This is a genomic window from Blautia sp. Sow4_E7 (genome assembly GCF_052116245.1).
Taxonomy (GTDB): Bacteria; Bacillota; Clostridia; order Lachnospirales; family Lachnospiraceae; genus Blautia_A.
Window position 1 is genome coordinate 1 of the sequence record NZ_JBQKLL010000082.1, and the last position, 4,243, is coordinate 4,243.

At 48.0% G+C, this 4,243-nt stretch carries 3 protein-coding genes; all 3 read left to right on the forward strand.

The window, feature by feature from the left end; genetic code table 11:
- Positions 1-120 precede the first annotated feature (120 nt).
- The 3 genes from ACTQ50_RS19110 to ACTQ50_RS19120 are packed head-to-tail and all read left to right on the forward strand — an operon-like array spanning position 121 to position 4,131.
- Entirely contained in the window at positions 121-1,524 is a 1,404-nt protein-coding gene (locus ACTQ50_RS19110) for a sensor histidine kinase (RefSeq protein WP_441485483.1), read from the forward strand.
- Entirely contained in the window at positions 1,521-2,552 is a 1,032-nt protein-coding gene (locus ACTQ50_RS19115; RefSeq protein ID WP_441485484.1) for an ABC transporter substrate-binding protein, read from the forward strand. The genes ACTQ50_RS19110 and ACTQ50_RS19115 overlap by 4 nt, the downstream gene beginning before the upstream one ends.
- On the forward strand, positions 2,527-4,131 hold the full coding sequence (locus tag ACTQ50_RS19120) for a response regulator transcription factor (RefSeq protein WP_441485485.1): 1,605 nt from the start codon (positions 2,527-2,529) through the stop codon (positions 4,129-4,131). The genes ACTQ50_RS19115 and ACTQ50_RS19120 overlap by 26 nt, the downstream gene beginning before the upstream one ends.
- Positions 4,132-4,243 lie beyond the last annotated feature (112 nt).

The following is a 4,243-nucleotide window of genomic DNA, read 5'->3' on the forward strand; positions in this document are numbered from 1 at the left end:
CTGCATTTTTCGTCATCATAAAAAACACCGCCCTTCTGATATTTATTATATCAGAAAAGCGGTTCCAACAATAGCAAAACCCTGCAAAAGCAGGGCTTTGTCTACAATCTGGCGGCAGTGGTGACACTGCCGTTTATTCTTCTTGTGATGTATCTTCTTGCCTCAATGGCAAGCTACAGCAACACTTATGATGAGATCGTAAGCAACATGACCGTAGCCAATAATTACAATCTGAATTTCAAAGAAGAGATGGACGAGAGCCTTTACAAGCTGGTTGTAGGCTATGTCACTCTGGACACTATCGAAACAGACAAAAGTCTTAAGAATCCATACACGTTAATTGAAGAGCTGCGCAGCGAGTTTACCAGACTTACGGCCATTACAACAGAGTCTGAGAGCAAGCTGTGGCTGGAAAGTCTTCTCCGCAACATCAACACCCTGGAAAAAAGGGTGGACGACATTGTGGACAGCATTTCCGCAGGGGGCCGATACAGCGAGAATATTGAGAAGCTGGATAACAACATTTATATCCTTACGGAGCTGATCCAGGACGACATCCAGTATTATATTTATTATCAGACTCGTTACATGGAAATAGTTACCGACACTTTGCAGAGTCAGATCGGGCGCTTCATGGTGGTGTGCAGCGTGCTCATTGGCGTGTTGATCATTGTAGTTGCTGTCAGCGCGGTTATGATCGTTTCCAGTATCCTGCAGCCCATTGACCGGCTGAACCAGGCAACGGAGAAGATCGCCCAGGGTGATTTTGATGCCAGGGCCCAGGTGGATTCTGATGATGAGGTGGCAGAGCTTGCCGTAAGCTTCAACAAAATGGCTGGAAACATGCAGTCCCTCATTGACAAGATAAAAGAGGATGAGCGCAAAATGCGAAAAGCCGATCTGCGTCTTCTTCAGGAGCAGATCCAGCCTCATTTTCTATATAATACTCTGGATACCATTGTGTGGCTGATCGAGTCCAATGAGCCGGATGAAGCGGTGACTATGGTCGTTACCTTGTCCGACTTTTTCCGGGAAATTCTCAGCAAAGGCAAGGAATTTATTTCCATCAAGGAAGAGGAAAAGCATATCAGCAGTTACCTTCAGATCCAGGAAATGCGTTACCGGGATATTCTGGAGTATGATATTCAGCTGGATCAGGTAATTTATAAATATCAGATTTTGAAACTGACCCTCCAGCCGGTGGTGGAGAATGCACTTTATCATGGCATTAAGTATAAGCGTGCCAAGGGCTGTATTCACATTCACGGGGAAAAAGAGGGGGATATCATCCGGCTGACAGTCCGGGATGACGGCGTGGGTATGGATGAGGAAGAGCTTACGCAGCTTCGCCAGCAGATCGAGAAGCCCTGTCAGGAGACGGAGAAGGGCTTCGGACTGGCAAATGTAAATGAGCGTATCCACATGTATTTCGGACCGGAGTATGGAATGAAGATCCAGTCCCAGAAGGGGACGGGAACAACGGTAGAGATCGTGATCCCGGCGGTTTTGGAGGCAGACATATGAGACAGTTTATAAGAAAAAACATCTGGGCTGTGGCGCCGATCATATTTGTGCTGGTGGCGCTGGTTCTTCTGGGAAGTCCTTTTGGCACCGGAAATGTACAGGAGAGTCCGGCGGAGGACGACAACCTGATCGTGGTTGGAGTTTCCCAGGTGGGCAGTGAATCTGTGTGGCGAAGTGCCCACACCCAGTCCATCCAGGACGCTTTTACCAGAGCCAACGGCTACATGCTGATCTTCGACAATGCAAGGCAGAAGCAGGCCAATCAGATCAAGGCCATCCGGAGCTTTATTTCCCAGCAGGTGGATTATATAGTCCTTTCCCCTATTGAGGAGACTGGCTGGGATACAGTGCTTCAGGAGGCGAAGGATGCAGGGATCCCGGTGATCCTTATGGACCGTATGGTTTCTGTGGAAGATGATTCCCTTTATGCGGCATGGGTTGGTTCTGACTTTGTCCGTGAAGGTCAGGACGCTGGTTACTGGCTTGAGGATTACATGAAAAAGCAGGGCCGGGAAGAGGATGAGGTTAATATTGTAGTGCTGAAGGGTACCAAGGGCGCGTCTGCTACCATCGGAAGAACCCGTGGCTTCAATGAAGTAGCTACGGTGCAGCACAACTGGAACATCCTGCAGCAGGTAGACGGAGAGTTTACCACCGCCAAGGGCAAAGAAGAAATGGCAAGACTGCTGGATCAGTATGAGGATATTGACGTAGTGGTTTCCCAGAATGATGACATGACCTTCGGAGCTCTGGAGGCCATTAAGGAAGCGGGAAAAACAGCCGGGGTAAACGGCGATATTACGGTGATTTCTTTTGACGCAGTGGATGCCGGCGTGGAGCTGGTGCGAAACGGCGAGATCAACATTGATGTCCAGTGTAATCCCGACCAGGGAAAATATGTGGAGCAGATCATTCGGGATATGGAAGCTGGCAAGGAGATAGAAAAAGCATATTACGTTCCGGAGCGGGTTTATACCCAGGAGAACGTCGGGGAGGATGAAAATGTTACTAAAGGTATTTCTGGTTGAAGATGAGACGGTGATCCGTGAGGGACTCAGGGACAGGATTCCCTGGGACCAGTTCGGATACCGGTTTGTAGGAGAAGCTGCAGATGGAGAAATGGCTTTGCCCCTGATCCGTAAAACAAAGCCGGATGTGCTGATCACGGATATAAAAATGCCATTTATGGACGGGCTTTCCCTGAGCAAGATCGTGAGCAAGGAATTTCCGCGGATGAAGATCATTATCATCAGTGGGTATGATGACTTCGAGTATGCAAGGCAGGCCATTGAAGTGGGTGTAGATCAGTATCTGCTGAAGCCTGTTACCAGGATGAAGCTGAAGAACGTGCTTCTGGAGCTGAAAGAGAAGATCGAGCAGGATCAGGAGCAGGAGGATTACCGCACCCAGTTCCAGAATGAGATCCAGGAGTATGAGCAGTTTTCCAGACGGCGGTTTATGGAGAAAATCCTGGAAGGGGAGCTGTCGGTTAAAGAGATTTATGATGAGGCTGAGCGTCAGTCCATTGAGATCACGGCAGCAGGCTATAACCTTCTTTTCCTGTATCTGCAGGAGAAAAATAAAGACAAGATGGAAGGCTTTCTGCGGAAACAGGATGAAGTGCTTCATTATTTTCTGCGCTATCCCCAGTATCTGCTTTTCCGCTGGAATGTAAACAGTTATGGAGTTCTGGTAAAGGGGGAAATGTCACAGCTTCAGGAGCTGACGGACAACTGTGTGGATTATGTGAAGCGTACCTGCGAGGGCGAAGAGCAGATGGACTGGTATGTGGCTGTGGGAAAACCAGTGGAGCGTTTAAGCCTGCTTTCCCAGTGTTACCAGAGTGTAAATCACTATTTCGCCTATCGTTTTATGGTGCCAGGGCTTCATGTGCTGACAGAAGAGACCTTGGGCAGTTATGTAAACTCACAGGGAGAGAACCGGCTGGAGGCAGTGGATTCGTCCCAGCTGAATCCGGAGATCATCAAGGATTTTCTTACCAAGGGCAGCAGCTGTGAGATTCAGGAATTTGTTCAGGGATATCTTGGGGGAATGAGTAAGGCGCTGGAGTCCAGGATGTTCCGGGATTATGTGGTGCTTCATATCCGGTTTACCACCATTATGTATCTGGAATCCATTGGAGTGGTCAAAGAGGAATATAGTGACCGGATAGAGGGCAAATATGAGGATATGAGCATTAAGGCTTCCCAGGTGGCGGATTATTGTATGGATCTGCTGCAGACGGCCATTGATATCCGTGACGAGAAGAATGAATCCCAGGGCAACAGTGCTATGAAAAAGGTGCTGGATTATATTGACGAGAATTGCTATAAAGAGACCATTTCCCTGAATGAAGTGGCGGATGCGGTGAATATGAGTGCCAACTATCTCAGCGCGATTTTCAGCCAGAATATGCAGAAGACTTTTGTGGAGTACATTACCTGCAAGAGAATGGACAGAGCGAAAAAGCTCCTGCGCGAGACGGACAAGTCGTCCGGGGAGATCGCACAGGAGGTGGGATATAAGGATCCGCATTATTTCAGCTATGTGTTTAAGAAAAAGTCCGGGTGTAGCCCCAGGGAATATAGAAGTAAGGGGAATGCGTAATAGAGACTATGAGAAAAAGTCTGTAAATAAGATTCTTCTATGATATGTAAGGGTGGCAAGCCTGAAAATCAGGCTTCTCACCCTTGTTTTATATATAACAGTTGTTGAATGG